Genomic DNA, 21,712 nt, shown 5'->3' on the forward strand with positions numbered 1-21,712 from the left:
GGACCCTCGACTCCCTTTTCCGGAGTGGACGAACCGGCGACGGAGGCAACCTCCACGGGCCTGACCGACCCCCCAACGGCCAGGCCTCCCCCCGGCAAGAACGAGGTAATGATGGGCGAACTCGCGAACCGCATCTGGTCCCCCCGTCCCCCCCGTGGCGAGCGGACCCGCGTCCTGCGCAATGAACTCCCGTCCCTGGCCGAAGAAGTGGTTGAGACCCTTCGGCGCAGAATTCCGGGATTCGCCGACCTCTTGGAGGACACTGAGCGTGACAAGGTGCGATGGACCGTCGAACAGGCTCTCTCGACCGCACTCGGCTACCGGACCCCAGGTGAGGAGGCCACCGAACACGCGGTGGCCGACAGCGCCCGCGGCCGTGGCCCCCTGACCGAGGTACCCCCCGAGCGGGCCAGGCGCGACCTCTTCGACGCCCTGGTCGGCGAGGCACCCGTATCCGAGCGAGCCCTGGCCGAACTCTCCCGGGCCGCCCGCTGGCCACTGCCCGAATCGGTCCAGGCCATCGCCCTGCCCACCCCGGGCGAGGCGCCCCAGCTGGCCGCGGTGTTCGGCGACACCCTGATCGGCGCCGTCGGCGACGAGCTGTGCCTGCTGATTCCCGACCCCGACACGGGCACCGACACCGCCACCGGCCCGGACACTCCCCTGACCGAGGGAGCGACCGCCGAGCCGGACACCGACCGGGACACCGCCACCGAGACCGCCTCCGCGCGCGGCGCGCTGGAGACCGCGCTGCGGGGCCGTACCGCCGCCGTCGGCCACGTCGTTCCGCTGAACGACGCCGCCTCCTCGGTGCGGTGGGCACGGCGGCTGCTGACCATGACCCATGCGCGCAGCGGCCCCGAGGCCCGGATACTCTTCGTGGACGACCACCTCTCCACGCTGCTGCTGCTCCAGGACGAGTCGCTGGTACGGGCGCTGGCCTCGCGGTGGCTCAAGCCACTGGCCGGGCTGACCCCCCGGCAGAGCGAGCGGCTGCAGATGACCCTGCTCGCCTGGCTCGAGGGCGGTGGCGCACCCGAGGCCGCCAAGGCGCTCAAGGTGCACCCGCAGACGGTGCGTTACCGGCTGCGGCAGATCGAGAAGCTCTTCGGGCCGGGCCTGCGGGACCCGCGCATACGCTTCGAGCTGGAGATGGCGCTGCGCGGCCGCCGGCTGATGGCGCAGATGGACCGGATCCGGCGCCACTACTCCCGGGTGGTCACCCGCAGGGGCCGCGGAGCGCCGACCGGCCTTCGGCCCGTGGGCGGCATCGCGAGGGAGGCGCGCGTCAACGGACTGTGAGCCGGGGGGCCGTATGAGCCCCCATCATGGAACTGCCGGCCGCGATCCGCGGCCGGCAGTTCCATGTGCGCGCTTGTCGTCCGGGGCTCAGCCCCGGCACCCCGCGGAGTCAGCAGAGCCCGTGGAGTCAGCGGACTCCGCGGCCCGGGTGGTGTCCGGCATGGCCGCGTTGAGGGCCAGCAACTCGGTGTACGCGTGCGAGCAGACGCCACACTCGGCCAGATGGCGCGCCAGCGCCCGGCCGCGTACGGCGCCACGCCGCACCGACGCGCCGATCATGGAGCCGAAGTGGCGGCAGCGGTCGTCGTCCCCGGCCGCGGACCGCACATGGGCGCGCAGATACGCCTCGCGCAGCCCCTCGCGGGCGCGGAAGGCCAAGGAGGTGAGACCGCTGGGGGACAGACCCATCAGCGCGGCCACGCGCTGATGGGAGTCGCCCTCCACCAGCGTGTGCCACAGCACGGTCCGCCACCGCGCGGGGAGGGCCTGGAAACTTCGGACCAGCATCCTGCGGTCCTCGTCGGCCAGCAGGTGCTGCTGGGGGTCCGCCTCGGTCGACTGCTGCCGCCAGGACTCGAAGTCCGCGGTGAGCAGCACCTGACGCTCGCCGGCGCTCCACTCGATCGCGGTGTGGCGGATGACGGTCAGCAGGTACGGGCGCCAGGGGCCACGCGGGCCGCCGCCCGACCGGACGGCCTGGAAGGTGCGGATGAACGCCTCGGACACAAGGTCCTCGGCGTCGTGGAGGGCTCGGCAACAGGTGCGGGCATAGGCGAACGCCGCCTCGCGGTGGCGGCGGTAGAGGAGGTCACCGGCCGCCGGGCTCGCGGCCCCCAGGCGGTACCCCTCCTGGAGCCGCTGGGTGAGTTCCTGGTCCGAGGGCGTCGGTTCGCGGCCTCGGGGCTCCGGCCCCGCCCGCGCGGGTGACCGCTCGGGTAACGGCTCGGGATCGGACCCGTCGGGTAAGTGCTCGGGATCGGAACCACCCGGACGGTCCGTGTGATCCGGGTGTCCGGCGGCCGGATCGCCGGCGGCCGCGGCAGCCTCGTGCCGCGCGGTCTCGTGCCGGGCCGGAACGCGGCGTGCGCCGACCGGAGACCGATCGGCGCACGCCTGGGGTCGGTGGGGCATCAGCCGCACTTCTGCCCGCTGTTGATGCACTGCACGGCCTGGTTCATCAGCTGGTCCGACATCACGTTGATGAAGTCGTCGTGGTCGGTGATCGGCTTGTGCAACTGCTCGGGGAAGCCGTCGACCGCGTACGTCGCACCCGCCGGGACCTCATAGGTGATTTTGTTCACCAGCTGGGGGATCGCCTGGAAGCCACCCGGGCAGGAGCCGTCCTGCTGAGCGAAGGCGACGTGGTCACGGTGGTTGGCGCTGTCGATGTTCTTGCCGTCCCAGCAGCTCTGGAAGGCGAAGCTGCGCACCACGTCGCTGCCCTGCGGGCAGATCGGGTACTTGTCGGTCAGCTGGCGGTCCTCGAAGCCGGTGCAGCTCCAGTGTGCGTTGGCGTTGGCGGTGCCGTTGGTGAACGCCTTGGCGTCACCGGTGATGATCCGCAGGAAGCGGGGCATCGCGGTGACCTTGCCGACCGGGCTGCCCTTGAACTCGATCGTGGAGCTCTTGGGGGTGAGGATGCGGCCGACGTTCCCCTCGAGGCCACCGCCGAGCTGGTTGGCGTCCTTCTCCTGGGTGCCGTCCTGGACCCGGACCACCGGCCAGTAGTACGTGGACTGGTCGCCGTTGGTGCAGGTGGTCTCGCCCGCGGCCAGACTGTCGTTGGTGGAGTTGGCGTTCGTGGTCTTGTTGCCCACGTAGTCGTGGGTGTGGTGGGCGCCGTTGCCCACGCCGGGCGCCACGATCACGTTGTCGGTGTTGCGGATGGCCTGCTCGTTGACACCGCACTCCGAGACGAAGCTGCCGGTGGACGCGTTGCCCTGGTTCTGCGGCTCCTTGACGTTGGGCTGCACCTTCGTGATGTCGACGAAGTCCTCCGGCGAGGGGCCGTTGCCCTGCTGCCCGCCGTTGCCGCCCTGGTTGTTCCCGCCCTGCTGGCCGCCGCCTTGCTGGTTGCCACCCTGCTGGCCACCGCCCTGCTGGCCACCGCCCTGGTTGTTCCCGCCCTGCTGGTCGCCACCTTGCTGGTTGCCCTGCTGGCCGCCGCCCTGCTGGTTGCCGCCCTGGCCACCGCCACGGCCCTTCCCGGCGAAGTTGGTCTGCATCTTGCAGGCACTCATCTGCTCGAGACCCGCGGGGCGTTGAGCGCTGCGGCCGATGGCGATCCCGATGCGGTCCAAGGTGGCCGTGCGCTGCTGCTGGAGCGTGGTGAGCACGGAATCCGTGCCCGCCTCCTTCTTCGCCATCCGCTGGTAGGCGTTGGCCACCTGGGAGTCGAGCTCGGCCAGGTTGCGGTCGACCTCGGCGCGGGCCTGCCGCGGGACGCTGCTGAGCTTCTGGCCCACGTCGGGGCAGCTGATCGTGCCCGCCGTCGCCGACAGCGTCCGCTCCTCGCCGGAGCTCTTGTCGCCGCTCGCGGACGCGTTCGCCGCGATGACGGCCGCGCCACCGCCGCCGAGCGCCAGCGCGGCGACGATGGCCACGGTCTTGTTCGTGAAACGCCCGCGTTTATGGGTCTGTTGCCTCATGAGATCACTTCACTTTGTGTTGAGGGCCTCGAAGTCGACAAGCCCGGTGTCCTCAAGGACCGTGATGTGGTCGAGAACGACTGCGTTGGCCCTTGTCGCGAGGGACCTGACCATGGAGTTCTCGCTCTGCGCCCGCACCTGGGCCACCAGGCCGAAGACCTTCCCGTGCGCGGCGCGCAGGCGGTTGGCGAACACACGCTGGAACTCGGCCGGTGAGGCGGCGTTGGTCATTTCGTTGAGCCAGCCCTGCTGCTGCTCGTTGGGCTGGGTGGGCAGGTCGATTCCGAGAGCCTGGCCCACCTCGTTGGACCGGCGGTCCAGCTCGGTGTGGCCCTCGATGAGGTGTTCGCCCGCGGTCTTCACGGCGTCGGTGTTGCCACGCTCCTGTGCCATGCGTCCCGAGGGGAGTTCCCACAGGCCGGCGAGCTTGACCTTGCGGACGAAGTCCCTGTCGACCGCGGTGAGCGGCCCGTATTGCGTACTGATGGTTCCTTTGCCGTCGTCGGTGACCCCGCTCGGGAGCGCCGCAGCGCTGCTTTCGCCGAACAGGCTCACGGGGATGAGCAGTGCCGCGAGCGTCATGGCGAGCGCACCGATGATGAGCCCGGTCCCGATCGTGCGGCTGGAAGCAATGGATCTGCTGATGACTGATCGCACAGCGCCCTCCTTGGTTCGGAGTGACACCGGACGCTAGTGCCTGGTGTGGGCCGGGAGTGGAGAGCTCATCACCAATGAATAAAGACCTGACAGCGATCTCTGCTTGCTGGTACTCTGCCGAACTGTTTTGTGTCCCGCCCCCTGAGCTGGTGCTTTACGTCCGTTTTACCCAGTCGGGGGCGGGAGTCGCTCGGCCGGGGCGCTGAGCGCCGCCGGGGTCAGCCCTTGGCCAGGGCCTTGAGCCGGGCCAGGCTGCCGTTGAACCTGTTGTGGTCGCCCACCACCGGCCCGGAGGACGTGTACTGCCAGATGGTGTGGGTCTTCCACCCGGCCGGCAGCGCCCCCGGCGTGGACGCGTAGCGCGCGAGCCACAGCGGGTTCTTCGCCCCGAACGCGCCGCTGTTGCCGGTGCAGGACTTCCACCAGCTGGTGGTCGTGTAAATCACCGGGTCACGCCCGGTGCGCTTCTTGACCCGGGCGCTGAAGTCCTTGATCCAGGTGACCATCTGGGCCTTGGTCCTGCCGTAGCAGGACGCGCCGTACGGGTTGTACTCGATGTCCAGCACGGGCGGGAGGGTCCTGCCGTCGGCCGACCAGCCGCCCCCGTTGCTCACGAAGTAGTCCGCCTGCGCGGCGCCGCCGGACTTGTTCGGCAGGGCGAAGTGATAGGCGCCGCGGATCATGCCCTTGTCGGCGGCGCCGTTGTACTGCGAGGCGAACTTGGGGTTCTTGTACGTCGTGCTCTCGGTGGCCTTGACGTAGGCGAACCGGACGTTCTTGTTCCAGAGCGACGTCCAGTTGACCGCGCCCTGGTGGTTGCTGACGTCGACCCCCTCCACCGAGGCGGCCGCCGTGGCCTTGGGTATCGCCTTCGGATCGCCGCCCTCGTGCTCGGCGACGGTCGAGCCCATCCAGTCCCGCTCCGGGTGGGCGGGGGCCTGGGCCCGCGCCGCGCCGCCCTTGGGCCCCTCGGTGGTCGAGGCCATGGCGGGCACTAACGAGGCCGCGGCGGCGGTGACCGCGAGGGCCAACCCGCCCATGGCGTAGGGCGAGCGCAGGGCGGGGCGCTTCCGATGGGCACCCCTGCCGGTCTGTGCGGACATCTGTTCCTCCGAACTCGGTGTCACGTGGGGGGAAGTGCGGTCCGGCGAAGATACGCGCGTAGATCGGGTGGGTGGAAGGGGTGCGCGAAGGAATTCGCGGATTCGCTGAACGCCCCGCCCGCCGCGTCCGTACCGATGGACGTGAAGCCCGAGCACGCACCGCGAAGGTGCTCCCCGGAAGACGCGACCCGCCCGGCCCCCGGCCGCGCCGCCGCGGCCCCGCGCATCCGGCCGTGGGCCGCCCCGCGTCGCCGCGCCCGTGTCGGCGCCGGTGCGGTGGTGCCGGCCGTCGCGGCCGTGGCGCTGCTGTCCGCGGGATGCGGATCGGACGCCGAAACCGACAAGGCGTCGATCGGCAAGGGCGGGAAGGGCAGGCCGAGCGCGAGCGCCCCGGCCGCCCGCCCGGCCGGCGTCGAGAAGCTGGCCAGGACCATGGGCTGCAAGCCGGAGATCACCACGGACGTCGACGACTACCGTCAGGGCGTCTGCCACCTCGGCAAGAAGAACTACGTCTTCCTCAGCTTCGTGACCGCCAAGGGGCAGCGGGACTGGCTGGACTACGCGCAGATGTACGGCGGGAGTTTTCTGGTCGGCAACCGCTGGGTCGTCTCGGCGGAGTCCATGAGCTCCCTGAAGGCCGCCCGGGACAAGCTCGGCGGCGCCATCGAGAAGTCCACCGCCTACAAGTCCTCGCCGTCCGCCTCGGACCCGCCCCCCTCGGGCTGAGCTGACGGCCGGTCCCACGCCCTTTTGCCGTCCCCGATCCGCCCCGTCTCTGTCCCCTATATACAGGGCCCGATTCAGGCGGCATACAGGGCCCGATTCAGGCGGCCCTATATAGGGGACAGAGAGGGGGTGAAGGGCGTCCCCTCCGCGCGCCCGCGCCATCCCTTGACAGGCCCGTCGGATGCTGGATTACTTGATCGCGTCGCACGGTTAAACCGAATGTTCGGTCGGTTCATGAGGTGGTGCCAGACATGACGGTGTCGACGCATACGACGGGGGGCGGGCGCCGGCTGGGATCACCGCCGCCGGCCGAACTCCTGGACGCCGCCGAGCGGATGGGGCCCGAAGAGCTGCGCGAGACACAGCTCGCCCGGCTGCGGGCCACCCTCAGGCGGGTGTACGACCATGTCGAGCCGTACCGGGCGAAGTTCCGCGCGGCCGGAGTCGAGCCCGAGGACTGCCGCACGCTGGAGGACCTGGCCCGCTTTCCCCTCACCACCAAGGCCGATCTGCGCGACACCTACCCTTTCGGCCTGCTCGCCGTGGACCGCTCGCGGCTGCGCCGCGTCCACGCCTCCAGCGGCACCACCGGCCGCCCCACCGTCGTCGGCTATACGGAGAACGACCTGGCCATGTGGGCCGAGGTGGTCGCCCGCTCGCTGCGCGCGGCCGGCGGGCGCCCCGGTCAGATGGTGCACATCTCCTACGGATACGGCCTGTTCACCGGTGGCCTCGGCGCGCACTACGGCGCCGAACGGCTCGGCTGCGCCGTCGTTCCCGCCTCCGGCGGCATGACGGCCCGCCAGGTGCGGATCATCGAGGACTTCAGGCCCGAGGTCATCATGGTCACCCCCTCCTACATGCTGACCCTCCTCGACGAGTTCGAGCGCCAGGGCATCGATCCGCGCACCACCTCCCTCAAGGTCGGCGTCTTCGGCGCCGAGCCGTGGACCGAGGAGATGCGCCGGGAGATCGAGGAGCGCGCGGACCTCCACGCCGTGGACATCTACGGGCTGTCCGAGGTGATCGGCCCCGGCGTGGCCCAGGAGTGCGTGGAGACCAAGGACGGGCTGCATGTGTGGGAGGACCACTTCTACCCCGAGATCGTGGACCCGCTCACCGACGAACCGGTGGCCGACGGGGAGGAGGGCGAGCTGGTCCTGACCTCCCTGACCAAGGAGGCTATGCCCGTCATCCGCTACCGCACCCGCGACCTGACCCGGCTGCTGCCCGGCACGGCCCGGCCCGCGTTCCGCCGCATCGAGAAGATCACCGGCCGCTGCGACGACATGATCATCGTGCGCGGGGTGAACCTCTTCCCCAGCCAGATCGAGGAGATCGTGCTGCGCACCCCCGGCGTCGCCCCGCACTTCCAGCTGGTGCTGACCCGCAGCGGCCGGATGGACCGGCTGACCGTCCAGGCGGAGGCGCGCCCCGGCGCCACGCCCGAGGCGCGCGCGGCCGCCGAGCGGACCATCGCCCAGGCGGTCAAGGACGGGGTGGGCCTGACCGTCGAGGCGGCGGTGGTGGAGCCGGAGTCGCTGGAGCGCTCCGTCGGGAAGCTCCGCCGGGTCAAGGACCTGCGCTGAGGGCTCATCGGCTCAGCGCAGGTCACCGCGGAGCGGCACGGTGAGGGGGTCGGCGGAGCGCGAGCGGGTCACATACTGCGGGACCGGGGCGGCGTCGGTTCCGGTGTCCCGCACCAGCCCGTAGCGGATCGCCCTGTCCCCGGGCGGCTGCTGGATGTCGCGGAGGATCGCGGCCCGGTCCACGCCGGAGACCGCGAGGTTGTAGTCGGCCCAGTCCTCGTTGAGATGGAGGGTCACACTGCCGTCGAGGTAGTAGTACTCGTTCTGCCACATCTGCTGGGCGCCGGCCGGCAGGGTGTCGAACCCCGTGGCGGCGCTGCCCATCCCGGTGTGCGGCCGGTCCGTGGCCCCCGGCACCTGGTCGTCCATGCGGCGGCCCCCGCCGGAGGCCACATGGAACAGCCGCCCGCTCAGCCCGGTCCAACTGGGCATCCTCAGTTGGCCGGACCGCGCGGCGGGCACGAGCCCCCAGCGGACCCGGACATACCCCTGCCCGGTCAGCGTCACGTACTGGGCGTTGTTGACCATCACATAATTGCCGGGGCTCGGCTGTTCATAGCTGCCGGAACCGGTGATCGGACGCCCCTCCGGCCGCTCCGGCAGGGGACCGGGGCGGGCGTCAACAGCCGGGGCCGCGTCGGCCTTGTCGACCACCGTGCCGTACAGCGAGCGCGGGCGGGCCGGGGCGGAGGCGGACCGGGAGGGCTTCGGCGTGCGCGACGGGGGCCGGGAGACCGCCTCGCCCACCTCACCGGTCGGCGCCGCCGACGACGCCCCGGGCACGGCGGGCGCGGTGGACGCCGCGGCGGACGGCGGGCGCCCCGGGTCCGCTGCGGATCCGGGCCCGGACTGGACGTACAGGGTGGCACCGGCGACCGCCAGACCGCCCGCGGCGGCCATCGCCACCACCGGCTTCGCCGTGGCCTGCGCCAGGATCTGGGCCAGTTTGCCCCCAGCGGTCGTTGACGACGAAGCCGCCGCCGCGCCCGCGGCGGCCACCGCGGGCGTCCCCGAGGCGAGCTGCCCCAGCGCGTACGCGGCCAGCCCCGCCGGCAGCGGCACCAGGGCCATGCCCACCAACAGCCCCTCGGCGGGCACCAGACCGGCCGCGGCCACCGCGCACTCCGGGCACTGCCCGACATGGCGGGCCAGGCGCTTGCGCCACAGCGCGGACGGCCGGCCGTGCCACGGCTTCACCAGCGCCGACAGCTCGGGGCAGCGCGGCGACGCGCGCAGCGCCCGCACCACGCCCCGGGCGGTGTCCAGCCGGCTCTTGACCCGCTGGACCCGCACCGCGGCATGGGTCGGGGGGAGCTGACAGGCCGCCGCGAGCTCGGCGCGGGTCAGCTCGCCCGCGGTCTCCAGCCACCACAGCGACAGCACCTCCCGCTCGTCCCGCTCCAGCCAGCGGGTCGCCTCCACGACCTCCCGCCGCTGCCCGGACAGCCCGAGCCGCAACACGGTCAGCTCGGCGAAGTCCGAACCGGGATCGGCCACCTCGGCCACCTCCTCCAGATGCCCGGCCCGCGCCCCCGCCCGCCCCTCCCGCCAGCGCTGGCGCACCTGGTTCATGGCTATCGCCACCAGCCAGGACCGGAAGCGCTCCGGGTCGGCCAGGCCCGCCAGCCCCGTTACCGCCCGCAGCATCGTCTCCTGTACGACGTCATCGACGTCCGCGTGGCCGTCCAGGGCCCGGCCCACCACGTTGTAGACCAGCGGCAGGTACTCCTCCAGCAGCTCCGCCAGCGCTCGCTGGTCCCCGGCCCGCGCCGCCGCGACTACCGCGGCGTCCGACTGCTCCTTGGTGCGCACGCGCCACCTCGCTCCTTCCCGATTTCGGCGACCCCACCCCGGTCATGTAGGGGCGCCCCCCACAGGAGACGGAGCCGCGCTGGTCTGGATAACACAAATCCCGGAAAGCTTCCTGCGCCCCGGAACCCCGCCGGGCTCCGGGCCGACTACCTGCTCACCGGCATTCCACCGGAGGACCGACCTGGGAGGGATTCATGGCAGGTGTGGACAACGGCCGCCGCAAACTGCTGAGGGCAGCCGCGGTGGGAAGCCTCGGCGCGGGGCTGACGACGGTCGCGGCGGCCCCGGCCCGGGCCCAGCAGGCCCCCGAGGAGGACGGCGCCGCGGCCGGCGGGGCGTCCGGGCGGCCGATTCGGGTGGCGGTGCTGCTGTACGAGGGCTTCACGGCGCTGGACGCCGTCGGCCCGTACGAGGTGCTGTGCCGCGTCCCCCGTGTCTCGGTGACCACGGTGGCCAAGCGGGCCGGGCGGGTGCGCACGGACACCGGGGAGCTGGCGCTGGTGGCCGAGCGGTCCCTCGACGAGATGCCCCGGGCGGAGGTCGTGCTGGTGCCGGGCGGGGGCGAGCGCGGCACCACGGCCTCGATGGGCGACGAGGCGATCCTCGACTGGCTGCGCCGTATGCACGAGCAGACGGTGTGGACCACCTCGGTGTGCACCGGGTCGCTGATCCTGGGCGCCGCCGGGCTGCTCCGCGGCCTGCCCGCCACCACGTACTGGGCCGCCCGCCCCTCGCTGGCCGAGGTGGGCGCCATCGACACGCCGGGACGGTTCGTCGAGACGGGGAAGATCATCACCGCCGCGGGCGTCTCCGCCGGGATCGACATGGGCCTGCACCTCGCCGCCCGGCTGTCCGACGAGAAAACCGCCAAGGCCATGCAGCTCGCGGTCGAGTACGACCCCGAACCGCCGTACGACACCGGCAGCCCCGACAAGGCCGGCCCCGAGCTCCAGCAGCTCGCCCTGAAGCTGTTGGCGGACGCCGCGACCTGACACATGGCGGCGTGCGATGCCGCGGCCATGCGTCGGTGATCCGGGCCGGGCTGCTCAGCCGCGCCGGGGCAGCGGCTGCTCGGTCCAGATCACCTTGCCGTGCTCGGTGTAGCGGGTGCCCCAGGGGGCCTCAGGCCGCCTGGGCGACGGTCGGGCGGCCGGTGGACGGGGGCGCCATGACGCCGCCGCGGCGCAGAACGGCGTAGCCGACGCCGATGCCCACGGCCACCGGCCACTCGATCGCGTCCGCGGCGCCCAGGATGCCCAGGCCCACGTACAGCGGCAGACCGCCCTTGGCGGGCAGCCACCGCCGGGCCACGGCCACCGGCAGCAGCGCCGCGTCCATCAGGCCGCCCGCCATGCTCCGCATCGTGGGGACGGTGACGGTCACGGACCGCTTGCCGTCGCCCGCCTCGGGCCTGGCCGGCTTGCCGGCCTTCGTCATGGCCTTGGAGCCCTTCGCGGGTGTGCCGGCCGAGGCCTTCGCGGGTGTGCTCTTCGCGGCGGCCGCTGACTTCTGCCGGGCCGTCGTCGTCTTCTGCCGGGCCGCTGTCTTCGTCTTGTCCGAGGGCCCGCGCTTGCGGGCGGTGGTGGGAGTACTCACAGATCTCACGTCCACACATGGTTGACGTAGCGGTAATTCCTCACTTTTCAGGGTAATCGGGATCCATCTTCTGCCGAACTGGGTGCCGGGTGGGGGCGGCTGCCGGGCGATGTGAACAGGAGGCCGCGCCGATGTCACAAGCACCACGGTCACAACCGTCCGAACAGCCGGAACAGCCGGAACGACCGGGACCGCGCATCCCGGCGCCCCCACTGCTGGGACCCCTCACCGGCGGGATGACTGCCGGCCTGCGCGGCGCGGCCGGACTCCTCGGACGGCTGGCCAGGCTGCCACGGCGCGGAGTGTGGTCCTACCCCGGGCGCTGCTACATCGAGGTCCGGGGGGTGCACGGCATCGGGGGCGAGCGGGTCGGCCGCCGCGTGGAGACGGCGCTCGAGACACACCCCCGCGTCCGGTGGGCGCGGGTCAACGCCCCCACCGAGCGTGTCGTGGTGTCGCTCGCCTCCCCGCCGCCGCGCGAGTCCGAGCTGATCGCCCTGGTCGAACAGGCCGAAGCCCACGGAGCCGCCGCCGAGGCCGAGGAGTTCGACGAATGGCGCCCGGAGCCGCACCACCCCTCGGAAGGCGCCAACACCCCCGCGTCCCTCTCCGCCCTGACCGCGGACGCCGTGGGCCTGACCCTGTCCACCGCGCTGCGCCTGGCCCCCTGGCTCAAACTGCCCACCGAAGTGGGTGCGCTGGCCTCTCTGATCCAGCACCACCCGCGGGCACGCCGGCTGGCCGCGGCGATCGGCGGCGCCGAGCGGGCCGACCCGGCGCTGACCGCGATGAGCGCGCTGGCCCAGGGCGTGGCCACCCGCGGCGGAGGGCTCGCCCTGGACGTGGTCGAGCGCCTCGCCCAGTGGCGGGAGGCCGACGCGGAGAGCGCGGCCTGGGAGGCGGCCGAACCGCATCTGGTGCACGGGCCGCGGGACGTGGCGGCCGAACCGATCATCGTCGAGCGGCCCGGACCGCCCCCCAGGGACGCCACCGCGCTGTACGCGGAGCGGTCCATGCGGGCCGGCGCCGTCGCCGGCGCGCTCGCCGTGCCGTTCGCCGGCCCCCGCCGCGGGCTCGCCGTGGCGCTGGCCTCCGTGCCCAAGGCGACGGGAGGCGGCCGGGAGGGGTTCGCGACCAGCCTCGGCCGCTTTCTGGCGCTGCGCGGCGTGGTGGCCATGGACCGCGGCGCGCTGCGGCGGCTGGGCCAGGTCGACACCGTGGTGCTGGACGAGGAGGCGCTGCGCAGCGACCGGTACGAGCCCGTCGACGTGGATGTGCTCGACGGGGCCGAGGCCGCGCCGATCTCCGAACGCCTCTTCGACCTCTTCGACCCCGACGGCCCCCTGGAGGTCCGCGGGAACGGCCAGGGCTGGTCGCTGGGGCCGCTGGACCAGCTCCATCTGACGGGCCGTACGGGCAGCCAGGCCGCCTCCCGGCTGCGCCGCAGGGGCAGCGAACGCGTCCTCGGCCTGGCCAAGGGCCGCCGCCTGCGGGCCGTGGTGGGGCTGGCCGTACAGACCGCCCCGGGCGCCGAGGCCGTGGCCGCCGCCGCCCGGCGGGCGGGCGCCCGCGTCGTCCTGGCCACCGACCGCCCGCACCCGGCGTTCGCCTTCGCCGACGCGGTGATGCCCGCCGGAGGACGCCTGGTGGCCTCGGTACGCGCCCTGCAGGCCGACGGCGCCGTGGTGCTCCTGCTCTCGGGCAACCGCCGGGCGCTGGGCGCCGCCGACTGCGGCATCGGCACCCACCGCGAGGGCGAGCCCCCGGCCTGGGGAGCGCATCTGCTGGTCGGTGCTGACCTGGAGTCGGCCGGGGTGATCGTGGACGCCGTGGGGGTGGCGGCCCGGGTCGACCGGGACAGCGCCGTACTCGCGGCCGGCGGCAGCGGCGTCGGCGCCGTCGCCGCCCTCCAGGCCCCGCGCCGGCAGGCCGCCGCGCGCGCCACCGGCGCCGGCAACATCGCCGGCACCATCGCCTTCTGCATGGGCACCTGGCGCGCCCGACAGCTCATAGCGCGCCCCCTCGCCCCGCCGGTGACCTCCGTCCCCTGGCATCTGATGCCCGTCCCGCGCGTGCTGGAGCGCCTGGGCACCCCGCCCGGCGGCCTCGCCCCGGCCGAGGCCGCCGCCCGCGCCCGCGCCCCCGGCGCGCCGCGCACCGGCGAGCCGCCCGGCACCACCCTGCCCTCGGCGTTCATCGAGGAGCTGGCCAACCCCCTCACCCCGGTGCTCGCCGCCGGGGCCGCGCTGGCCGCGGCCGTGGGATCGCGCACCGACGCCGCCCTGGTGGCCGCCATCACCGGGACCTCCGCGCTGGTCGGCGGGGTCCAGCGGGTGCGGACCGAGCGCGCCCTGGCGGAGCTGTTCTCCCGCTCGGCCATCGGGGCGCGGGTACGCCGCGGCGGCACCGAGCGGCTGGTCGCCGCCGGTGACCTGGTGGCCGGCGACATCGTCGCGCTGCGCCCCGAGGACGTGGTGCCCGCCGACTGCCGGCTGCTGGAGGCCGAAGGCCTCGAAGTGGACGAGTCGTCGCTGACCGGCGAGTCCCTGCCGGCGGCCAAGGACCCGGCGCCGGTGGCCGCCGCGGACATCACCGGGCGCCGCTCGATGCTCTACGAGGGCACCACCGTCTCCGCCGGGCGGGCGGTGGCCGTCGTGGTGGCCACCGGCACCTCCACCGAGGTCGGCCGCAGCCTCGCCACCGCGCGCCAGGCCGCGCCCGTCACCGGCGTGGAGGCCCGGCTGACCAGACTCACCCGGGCCAGCCTGCCCATCGCCATCGGCTCCGCGTCCGCGGTCTCCGGAGCCGGGGTGCTGCACGGCCGCAAGCTGACCGACACCCTGGCCTCCGCGGTCAACCTCGCCGTCGCCTCCGTACCCGAAGGGCTGCCGTTCCTGGTCAACGCGGCCCAGCTCGCCGCCGCACGCCGCCTGGCCGACCTCGGCGCGCTGGTGCGCAACCCCCGCACCATCGAGGCGCTCGGCCGCGCCGACGTCCTGTGCTTCGACAAGACCGGCACCCTCACCGAGGGCAACCTCCAGCTGGCCGCCGTCGGCGACGCGGAGGTGGAGCTGCCCGCCGACCGGCTCGACACCCCGCGCAAGGCGGTGCTCGCCGCCGCGCTGCGCGCCACCCCGCCGGCCCGGCAGGCGGAGCCCATGGCCCACCAGACCGACCGCGCGGTGATGGCCGGAGCCCGCCGCGCCGGCGTCACCGTACGACACGGCGCCCCCCGCTGGCGGCGCACCGACTCGCTGCCCTTCGAACCGTCCCGGGCCTACCACGCCACCGCGGGGCGCACCTCCCACCGCATGCTGCTGAGCGTGAAGGGCGCACCGGAGAACGTGCTGCTCCGCTGCGCCCGCCGGCGGACCCGGGACGCGGAGACCCCGCTGGACGGCGCCGCGGCCAAGGAACTCACCGACCGCGCCGAAGCGCTGGCCGGTGCCGGCCGCCGGGTCCTGGCCGTGGCCGAACGGCCCATGGCGGGCGACGAAGAACTCACCGACGAGGCCGTACAGGACCTGGTCTTCCTCGGCTTCATCGCGCTCGCCGACCCGGTGCGCACCAGCGCCGCCCCCGCCACCAGGCGGCTGCACGAGGCCGGTGTGCACACCGTGATGCTCACCGGCGACCACCCGGCCACCGCGGACGCCATCGCCGCGACCGTCAGCGACGTCCTCGAACCGAAGGTGTGCACGGGCCCCGAGCTGGACGAGCTCGACGACGCCACGCTCGACGAACTGCTGCCCACCGTCGATGTGATCGCCCGGTGCAGCCCGCACCACAAGGTCCGCATCGTCCAGGCGTACCAGCGCCTCGGGCGGACCGTGGCGATGACCGGCGACGGGGCCAACGACGCCCCCGCCATCCGCCTCGCGGACGTCGGGATCGCCCTGGGCCGGCGCGGCACGCCCGCCGCGACCGCCGCCGCGGACCTGGTCGTCGGCGACGACCGCCTGGAGACCATCGTCTCGGCGCTGATGGAGGGGCGGGCCATGTGGGCCTCGGTGCGCGCCGCGCTCGCCATCCTCGTCGGCGGCAACCTGGGAGAGGTCACCTTCAGCGTGGTCACCGCCGCCCTCACCGGCGGCACACCGCTGAACGCCCGGCAGATCATGCTGGTCAACCTGCTCACCGACCTCGCGCCCGCGCTCGCCATCGCGGTGCGCGAGCCGACCGGCCAGACCGGCGAGCGGCTGCTGCGCGAAGGCCCGCACCGCTCCCTGGGCACCGCCCTGACCCACGAGATGCTGCTGCGCGGCGTCATCACCGCCCTCGGCGCGGGCATGGCCTGGTCAGGCGCGCGGCTCACCGGCCGCTCCCGCCGCGCCGGCACGGTCGCGCTCGTCGCCCTGGTCGGCACCCAGCTCGCCCAGACCCTGGCCACCGGCGGTCTGGACCGGCACGTCCTGATCGCGGGATTCGGCTCGGCGGCGGTCCTCGCGGGCATCGTCCAGACACCGGGCGTCAGCCAGTTCTTCGGCTGCACCCCGCTGGGCCCGGTGGCGTGGGGCATCACCATGGGCTCCATCGTCACGGCCACCCTGGTCGGCTCGGCGCTGACCCCGCTGGTGCGGGGCACGGCCGCCTAGGGCCGGCGGTGCGGCCGGGCGTACGGGGCTCACCAGCGTACGGCCGAGAAGTCGATCGGGCGGGGCCGCAGCGCCCGTACCCGGTCCGTAAGCCCCGCCAGGCGGCGGGCCGTCTCGGCCGCGGGCAGCCGCTTGCGGTCCCCGTGGCCGGGCAGCAGCCATTCGAAGCGCAGCCGCGGGGCCGAGCGGGCCAGGGACGCGGCCAGCTCCTCGATGGAGTACCAGGTCACGCTCTCCACGACCTCGATGTCCGCCGTGGTGCGCGACCAGTAGAGGCTGTCGCCGCTGAAGCAGTACCGCTCGTCCGCCACGTACAGCACGCTGCCCTCGGTGTGCCCGGGGAGCGGATGGGCGACCACGCCGTCTGTGACCTCGGCCGGCTCGGTGCCGCGCAGCACGCGGTCGGCGTCCGGGGCCGAGGCCAGGTCGCCCTCGTGGATCCACAGCCGGGCGCCGAAGCGGTCCGCCCAGCGGCGGCCGTGCGCCGCGTGGTCGCGGTGGGTGAGCAGCACCTCGGCCACCGGACCCAGCGCCTCGTACCGCTCCGCCAGCGACTCGCTCCAGCGCGGGGTGTCGACCATGACGTTCCCCGACGGGCGGCGCAGCAGATACGAGTTGGCCGCGGCGGTGTGCGTCGAGTTGTGTCCGCACAGCCAGACAAAGTCGTCCAGGGCCAGCGGAAACGGGTCGAGCGCCGGGTCGAGCCGCTGCCCGGACGGAGGCCGGATCGACCGGGTGTGGCAGGCGTACGCGGCGGTGTGCAGCAGCCTGGTCTCGGCCTCGTCACGCGGCTGGCGCAGCACCCGCGAGCGGCCGTCGGCCTCGCCGATCAGCCCGGGGGCGAGCTGCCGCGCCACATCGCAGTTCGTACAGCGGTCGTCCACGTGCCAGCCGCCCTGCCAGCCGCTCTCTTCGAGGGTTGGGCGCGCCCTGTCGCTCATGGTCCAGGTCCTTCCGTCCGCGTCGATCACGGCCTGTGCGCGGCCGCTCACATCATGGATATCCCGGGGGCGGCGCAAAAAAGAAGGGGGGCCGGACCTTGTTGTTTTCCCGGGAGGGGACTCTGAGCGACAGTGACACACGCGGAAGGTTTGTGGTGATATGCCGGATCAGCGGCTGTCGAGCGCCAGCCGGACCGCGAGCCCGCCGAAGATCACGGCCGACGCCCGCTCCAGCCGGCGGCGGAAGGAGGGCCGGCGCAGGAGCTTGTCCGCCAGGCTCCCGGCGGCCAGGCCGACCGTGGCGTCCACCGGCAGCCCGACCATGATGAACAGCCCGCCGAGGGTCAGCAGTTGCAGCCACACCGGCCACGCCGCATCGCCCACGGTCAGGAACTGCGGCAAAAACGCCAGGTAGAACAGGATGACCTTGGGGTTGGCCACATTGGTGAGCGTCGCCATCAGATAGAGCTTGCGCAGCGGCCGCCGGGGCGCGGTGGCCCGTACGGGACCCTGGCCGGCCTCGCCGGGCGTACGGCGGCCCGCTCGCCAGGAGGTGACGGCGAGGTAGATCAGGAACACGGCACCGGCCAGCCGCACCACCTCCAGCGCCTCCGGAGCCGCCCGGAACAGCGCGCTCAGACCGAGCGCCGCCGCGAGCGTGTGCACGGCCAGACCGGTCGACATGCCGAGGGCGGCCACCAGCCCGGCGCGGCGGCCTCCGGCCGTGGCGTTGGCCACGATGAAGAGCATGTCAGGGCCGGGGGCGATGCTGAGCAGGAAGGCGGCCGCCACGAAGGCGGCGATCAGGGAGAGTTCCATGCGGCGAGTATCACCGCGGTGACGAGGCCGGCCAAGGCGATTTCAGGGGGCGAGACGCGGTCGCCGGGACGCGGTGGCCGGCACGCCGGCCGTCAGCGATCGGTGAGCGCGCGGCCCGGGCCAGGGGCCGGGGAGCCGCCGCCTCGCGGCCCCCGCGCTGCGTGCGGGGCGCCGCTCGCCCGGCCTGCGGGGCCGGCGACCCCGGGCGCGGGACCGTCGGCGCCCCCGGCACCGGCGGCCGGGCCGCGGAAGGACGGGCGGTGCCTGGAGGCGGCCCGCCGGTGGCCGGGGCGCGGCGCGCGGGGACATGGAGCGGTGAGGGGCGTGACAGGGGCCGGCCCGGGTGGCGGTGCGGGGACAATGGGCGGGTGACCTACCGCTACCGCGTCCTCGGCGCCACCCGGGCCGTCCGCCCGGACGGCACCGAGGTGCCGCTCGGCGGCGCCCGGCTGCGCGCGCTGCTGGGCGCGCTGGCCGTGGGCGGCGGCCGTCCGGCGTCCACGGCACAGCTGGCCGCCCGGGTCTGGGGCGAGGACGAAGCGCCGCCCGCCGACGAAGTGGCGGCGGTGCAGGCGCTGGTGGGCCGGTTGCGGAGGGCGCTGGGCAAGGAGGCGGTGGCCTCGGTGCCCGGAGGCTACCGCCTGGTGGCGGAGCCGGACGACATCGACCTGTTCCGCTTCGAGCGGCTGGCGGCGGAGGGCTCCGCCGCGATCGCCGCGGGCGACGCGCGCCTGGCCGCCGCGCTGCTCGACGAGGCGCTGAAGCTGTGGCGCGGCCCCCTGCTCGCCGATCTGCCGGGCGCGGCCGGAGGGGCGTCCCCCGCCTCGCGCGGCGGCCCCGCCGCCGTACGGGCCGAACGGCGCCACGCCCAGGCGCGCCGCGACCGCCTGGCGGCCGAGGTGGCGCTGGGCCGCGCGGAGGGCGCCCTGGCCGAACTCGCGGCGCTGGCGGGCCAGGAGCCGCTGGACGAGCCGCTGCAGGCCCTGTGGATCCGCGCCCTGCGCACCACCGGCCGCCGTGCCGAGGCCCTGCAGGCGTACGAGGAGGTCCGCCTCCGGCTCGTCGATCGCCTCGGCGCGGACCCGAGCGGCGAACTGCGCGCCCTGCACGCCGAACTGCTGGCCGAGGACGCGGCCCCGTCGCCTCCGCGCGGCCCGGCGCGGCCCGGCGGACCGGGCGGCACGCGGCCACGGGACGGCGCCGCGCGGGACGGTTCGGCATGGCCCGGCGTGAGCGGCGCCGCCGACCTCGACGAGCTCCCCGGGCGCGGCAGGCGACATCGGCCGGGGAATCTGCGGCCCCGGCTCACCACCTTCGTCGGGCGCGAGGCCGAACTGGGCGGACTCGTCGGCGAGTTGCGCACCCGGCGGCTGACCACCCTGATGGGCCCCGGCGGCGTCGGGAAGACCCGGCTGGCCCTGGAGGCCGCCGAGGCGGCGGCCGGGTCCGGCGCGGACGGGGCGTGGCCGGGCGGGGCGTGGTCGGGCGGGGTGTGGGTGGCCGAGCTGGCGCCCGTACGGGGCGGCGAGGCCGTGGCGGAGGCGGTGCTGACCGCCCTCGGGGCGCGCGACACGGCGCTGCGCGGGCCCGGCGCCCGGGAGCTGCGCGCGGCCGAGGGAACCGCGCCCGGCCCCCTCGCCGAGCTGGTGGAGCACTGCGGCCGGCGCCGGATGCTGCTCGTCCTGGACAACTGCGAGCATGTGGTCGGCGCCGCGGCCGAGCTGGTCCAGTCCCTGCTCACCGGCTGCCCGGGGGTGACCGTGCTGGCCACCGGCCGGGAACCGCTGGGCGTGCCGGGCGAGTGGGTACGGCCCGTCGAGCCGCTGCCGCCCGAGGTGGCGCTGCGGCTGCTCGCCGAGCGCGGCGCCGCCGTGCGCCCCGGGTTCCGGGTGTCGGACGACCGGCCCGCGTGCGAGGAGATCTGCCGCCGCCTCGACGGCCTGCCGCTGGCCATCGAACTGGCCGCGGCCCGGCTGCGCGCGCTGACCCCGCGCCAGATCGCCGACCGGCTGGACGGCCGCTTCCGGCTGCTGACCGGTGGCCACCGGACCGCACTGCCCCGTCAGCGGACGCTGCGGGCGGTGGTGGACTGGTCCTGGGACCTGCTGGACGACGACGAGCGGACCGTGCTGCGGCGGCTGGCCGTCTTCTCGGGCGGCTGCGCGCTGGAGGAGGCCGAGGCCGTCTGCGCCGGGGCCGTCTGCGCCGAGGGCGTCTGCGCCGGGGGCGCCTTCGACGCCCGGAGCGACTTGGCCGGGCCCACCCCGAAGGACACCCTCGACATCCTGAGTTCCCTTGTCGACAAGTCGCTTGTGCTCGCCGTCCCCGAGGGCAGGGACGGGATGCGCTACCGGCTGCTGGAGACCATCGCCGAGTACGCGGCGCAGCGGCTGGCCGAGGCCGGGGAGCGGGAGGCCGTCGAGCGCCGGCATCTGACGGTCTACCGCGAACTGGTCCGCATCGGCGACCCGCTGCTGCGCGGCCCGCGGCAGGCGCACTGGCTGGAGCGGTTCGAGGCGGAGCACGACAACGCACGGGCCGCGCTGCGGCGCGCCGTGGAGCTGCGGGAGGAGCAGGAGGCGCTGTGCCTGGCGCTGTCCATGAGCTGGTTCTGGCAGCTGCGCAACCACCAAGGGGACGCCCGCTCCTGGGCGCCCGCCGTCGCCGCGCTCGGCCCCGACCCCTTCGTCGCACCCGTACGGACCGCCGTGCCGCTGGCCGACCCCTGCACCGCCCAGGCGCCGCCCTGGTCCGAGGAACAGCTGTGGGAGGCCAGGCGCGGCGTGCGGCTGATGGTCTTCGCGAGCGACGGGGCGGGCGCCGCCTCGGCGTACCGGGAGGGCTCCCAGGAGTATCTGAGCGGGATCGTCGACGCCTACCGGCCGGGGCTGCCGCAGACCTGCCGTCAGCCGGGCTTCCTGTGGTTCTCCGCCCAGCTGCTCGCCGGCCGGGCCATGAGCCTCGGCGAGACCCTGGGCGCCATGGTGCAAGGCTGCCGGGAGTTCGGACACGTCTGGGAGCTCGGCTTCGTCCTGCTGCTGCGCGCGAGGCTGCGGTACGACCACCCGGACGGCCCGGAGCGGTCGGCGGGCGACGCCGACCAGGCGCTGGCCCAGTTCGAGCGGGCCGGTGACCCGTGGGGGATCGCCGAGTCGCTGTCCGCGCGCGGCGAGGCGTACGAGTGGCAGGGCCGGTACGGGGAGGCCGCCACCGACTTCGCGCGCGCCATCGGGATCTCCGCACGGGGCGGCGCCCACGCCCAGATCCCCGCGCTCAAGGCCAAGCTGGCCTCCGTACGGCTGGAGACCGCCCGGGACGCGCGGGAGGCGGCCGAGGCCGAGCGGCTGCTGCGCCAGGCGGTGGAGGAGTCGGGCCAGTACGCCGGGGAGGCCCTGGACACGGCGCGGCTGATCCTGGTCCAGCACCTCGGCCGCACCGGCCGCACCGGCGCCGCGCGGGACCAGCTCGACCAGATGGAGCAGGCCATTCCGGCCACCGCCCCGGCGTTCTTCACCGGCATGACGGCGGGCCTGCACGGCTGGCTGGACTGCCTGGACGGCGCGTACGAGCGCGCCCAGGACCACCTCCGGCGGGCCGTGCGCGCCCTGGAGACCCTGGCCTACCTGGTCGCCCCGCATCTGATCGCCGAGCAGTTCCTCAGCGCCGCCTGGGCCAAGGCACACCTGGGCGCGGCGGAGGACGGGGCACGGCTGCTGGGCGCCTACGACCACGGGCCCGCGATGGAGGGCTTCTGCTTCCGCTCCTTCTCGGCCGCGGGCGAGGTACGGCAGCGGGCCGAGACGGAGCTGCGCCGGGCGCTGGACGCGCCGACGTACGAGCGCGCCTACGCCGAGGGCGGCGGCCTCGCGGTGAAGGAGGCCGCCGCCCTCGTGTGACGGCGCCGAACCCTCAAAGAAGGGCCAC

General features: G+C 74.4%; 14 protein-coding genes. 6 read left to right on the top strand and 8 right to left on the bottom strand.

Annotation, left to right across the window (positions count from 1 at the left end):
* The first annotated feature begins 108 nt into the window (after nt 1–108).
* Nucleotides 109–1,302, top strand: coding sequence for a helix-turn-helix domain-containing protein (locus ACFZDL_RS06970; RefSeq protein ID WP_353593255.1), 1,194 nt, complete (start codon nt 109–111; stop codon nt 1,300–1,302).
* Between the two features lie 87 nt (nt 1,303–1,389).
* Here ACFZDL_RS06970 and ACFZDL_RS06975 read toward each other — a convergent pair whose 3' ends face one another.
* From ACFZDL_RS06975 to ACFZDL_RS06990, 4 genes are all read right to left on the bottom strand, one after another.
* The gene (locus ACFZDL_RS06975; protein ID WP_353593256.1) at nt 1,390–2,433 is read right to left on the bottom strand and encodes a sigma-70 family RNA polymerase sigma factor; all 1,044 of its coding nucleotides are present in this window, start codon (nt 2,431–2,433) and stop codon (nt 1,390–1,392) included.
* Entirely contained in the window at nt 2,433–3,950 is a 1,518-nt protein-coding gene (locus ACFZDL_RS06980) for a DUF1996 domain-containing protein (RefSeq protein ID WP_353593257.1), read from the bottom strand. The genes ACFZDL_RS06975 and ACFZDL_RS06980 overlap by 1 nt, the downstream gene beginning before the upstream one ends.
* Before the next feature lie 9 nt (nt 3,951–3,959).
* Nucleotides 3,960–4,607, bottom strand: coding sequence for a DUF4142 domain-containing protein (locus ACFZDL_RS06985; protein WP_014181503.1), 648 nt, complete (start codon nt 4,605–4,607; stop codon nt 3,960–3,962).
* A gap of 218 nt (nt 4,608–4,825) precedes the next feature.
* Nucleotides 4,826–5,710 carry a lysozyme gene (locus ACFZDL_RS06990; protein WP_353593258.1) on the bottom strand — a complete coding sequence of 295 codons (885 nt, stop codon included), beginning with the start codon at nt 5,708–5,710 and terminating at the stop codon, nt 4,826–4,828.
* Nucleotides 5,711–5,845: 135 nt separating this feature from the next.
* Here ACFZDL_RS06990 and ACFZDL_RS06995 point away from each other — a divergent pair, with 135 nt between their 5' ends.
* Together ACFZDL_RS06995 and paaK are read left to right on the top strand one after the other, a co-directional pair.
* Nucleotides 5,846–6,436 (top strand): hypothetical protein, encoded by a 591-nt coding sequence (locus tag ACFZDL_RS06995; protein WP_353593259.1) that lies wholly within the window; start codon nt 5,846–5,848, stop codon nt 6,434–6,436.
* A 251-nt stretch (nt 6,437–6,687) separates the two neighbouring features.
* Complete coding sequence (paaK, locus tag ACFZDL_RS07000) at nt 6,688–8,025, top strand: phenylacetate--CoA ligase PaaK (RefSeq protein WP_353593260.1); 1,338 nt, start codon at nt 6,688–6,690, stop codon at nt 8,023–8,025.
* Between the two features lie 12 nt (nt 8,026–8,037).
* Here paaK and ACFZDL_RS07005 read toward each other — a convergent pair whose 3' ends face one another.
* Complete coding sequence (locus tag ACFZDL_RS07005; RefSeq protein ID WP_353593261.1) at nt 8,038–9,837, bottom strand: sigma-70 family RNA polymerase sigma factor; 1,800 nt, start codon at nt 9,835–9,837, stop codon at nt 8,038–8,040.
* Between the two features lie 194 nt (nt 9,838–10,031).
* On the opposite strand from ACFZDL_RS07005, the gene ACFZDL_RS07010 reads away from it, so the two are divergent.
* Nucleotides 10,032–10,829 carry a DJ-1/PfpI family protein gene (locus tag ACFZDL_RS07010; protein ID WP_353593262.1) on the top strand — a complete coding sequence of 266 codons (798 nt, stop codon included), beginning with the start codon at nt 10,032–10,034 and terminating at the stop codon, nt 10,827–10,829.
* Nucleotides 10,830–10,959: 130 nt separating this feature from the next.
* Here the strand turns inward: ACFZDL_RS07010 and ACFZDL_RS07015 are convergent, their stop codons facing one another.
* Nucleotides 10,960–11,433, bottom strand: coding sequence for a hypothetical protein (locus ACFZDL_RS07015; protein ID WP_353593263.1), 474 nt, complete (start codon nt 11,431–11,433; stop codon nt 10,960–10,962).
* A gap of 236 nt (nt 11,434–11,669) precedes the next feature.
* Between ACFZDL_RS07015 and ACFZDL_RS07020 the strand changes: the two genes are divergently transcribed.
* On the top strand, nt 11,670–16,028 hold the full coding sequence (locus ACFZDL_RS07020; protein WP_353593264.1) for a cation-translocating P-type ATPase: 4,359 nt from the start codon (nt 11,670–11,672) through the stop codon (nt 16,026–16,028).
* Between the two features lie 29 nt (nt 16,029–16,057).
* Here ACFZDL_RS07020 and ACFZDL_RS07025 read toward each other — a convergent pair whose 3' ends face one another.
* Together ACFZDL_RS07025 and ACFZDL_RS07030 are read right to left on the bottom strand one after the other, a co-directional pair.
* Nucleotides 16,058–16,969, bottom strand: coding sequence for an MBL fold metallo-hydrolase (locus tag ACFZDL_RS07025; protein ID WP_353593265.1), 912 nt, complete (start codon nt 16,967–16,969; stop codon nt 16,058–16,060).
* Between the two features lie 168 nt (nt 16,970–17,137).
* A complete protein-coding gene (locus ACFZDL_RS07030) occupies nt 17,138–17,788 on the bottom strand; it encodes a LysE family translocator (RefSeq protein ID WP_353593266.1) in 651 nt (216 codons plus the stop codon).
* 368 nt (nt 17,789–18,156) lie between these two features.
* Here ACFZDL_RS07030 and ACFZDL_RS07035 point away from each other — a divergent pair, with 368 nt between their 5' ends.
* Nucleotides 18,157–21,684 (top strand): BTAD domain-containing putative transcriptional regulator, encoded by a 3,528-nt coding sequence (locus tag ACFZDL_RS07035; protein ID WP_353593267.1) that lies wholly within the window; start codon nt 18,157–18,159, stop codon nt 21,682–21,684.
* Nucleotides 21,685–21,712 lie beyond the last annotated feature (28 nt).

This window comes from Streptomyces sp. NPDC007917 (assembly GCF_042959105.1).
In the GTDB taxonomy this organism is placed as follows: domain Bacteria; phylum Actinomycetota; class Actinomycetes; order Streptomycetales; family Streptomycetaceae; genus Streptomyces.

Excerpts from the sequence above, each read along its gene's own strand:
- ACFZDL_RS07020 (WP_353593264.1), top strand. The coding sequence starts at position 11,670 with ATGACTGCCGGCCTGCGCGGCGCGGCCGGACTCCTCGGACGGCTGGCC.
- ACFZDL_RS06990 (WP_353593258.1), bottom strand. The coding sequence starts at position 5,710 with ATGTCCGCACAGACCGGCAGGGGTGCCCATCGGAAGCGCCCCGCCCTG.
- ACFZDL_RS06970 (WP_353593255.1), top strand. The coding sequence starts at position 109 with ATGATGGGCGAACTCGCGAACCGCATCTGGTCCCCCCGTCCCCCCCGT.
- ACFZDL_RS06975 (WP_353593256.1), bottom strand. The coding sequence starts at position 2,433 with ATGCCCCACCGACCCCAGGCGTGCGCCGATCGGTCTCCGGTCGGCGCA.
- paaK (WP_353593260.1), top strand. The coding sequence starts at position 6,688 with ATGACGGTGTCGACGCATACGACGGGGGGCGGGCGCCGGCTGGGATCA.
- ACFZDL_RS07025 (WP_353593265.1), bottom strand. The coding sequence starts at position 16,969 with ATGAGCGACAGGGCGCGCCCAACCCTCGAAGAGAGCGGCTGGCAGGGC.
- ACFZDL_RS07030 (WP_353593266.1), bottom strand. The coding sequence starts at position 17,788 with ATGGAACTCTCCCTGATCGCCGCCTTCGTGGCGGCCGCCTTCCTGCTC.
- ACFZDL_RS07010 (WP_353593262.1), top strand. The coding sequence starts at position 10,032 with ATGGCAGGTGTGGACAACGGCCGCCGCAAACTGCTGAGGGCAGCCGCG.
- ACFZDL_RS06995 (WP_353593259.1), top strand. The coding sequence starts at position 5,846 with ATGGACGTGAAGCCCGAGCACGCACCGCGAAGGTGCTCCCCGGAAGAC.
- ACFZDL_RS06980 (WP_353593257.1), bottom strand. The coding sequence starts at position 3,950 with ATGAGGCAACAGACCCATAAACGCGGGCGTTTCACGAACAAGACCGTG.